This is a genomic window from Micrococcus sp. KRD012 (assembly GCF_017168555.1).
Taxonomy (GTDB): Bacteria; Actinomycetota; Actinomycetes; order Actinomycetales; family Micrococcaceae; genus Micrococcus; species Micrococcus luteus.
Genome location: NZ_JABFBB010000037.1, coordinates 1 through 391 on the forward strand (window position 1 = coordinate 1; position 391 = coordinate 391).

Below are 391 nucleotides of genomic sequence, written 5' to 3' on the forward strand. Positions count from 1 at the left end.
GAGTGGTCGGCGTGGCGACCTCGCGTGGCGAGATCCGTGGCGACAAGGTGCTGCTGGCGGCGGGCGCCTGGAGCGGCGAGTTGTTGAAGCCGCTTGGCCTGGAACTGCCCGTGGTACCGGTGAAAGGTCAGATGATCCTCTACAAGTGCGCGGCGGATTTCCTGCCGCGCATGGTGCTGGCCAAGGGGCGCTACGCGATTCCGCGGCGCGACGGCCACATCCTGATCGGCAGCACCTTGGAACATTCGGGCTTCGACAAGACGCCGACCGACGAGGCGCAGGAAAGCCTCAGGGCGTCTGCGGCAGAACTGTTGCCGGAACTGGCGGACATGCAGCCGGTGGCCCACTGGGCAGGGTTGCGCCCGGGCTCTCCCGAAGGCATCCCCTATAT

Annotated in this window: 1 protein-coding gene; it reads left to right on the forward strand. The window is 66.8% G+C overall.

What is annotated here, in order from left to right; all coding sequences use genetic code 11:
* The coding region (locus J1M37_RS11065; RefSeq protein ID WP_206452661.1) for an NAD(P)/FAD-dependent oxidoreductase at nt 1-391 on the forward strand (391 nt) is incomplete at both ends.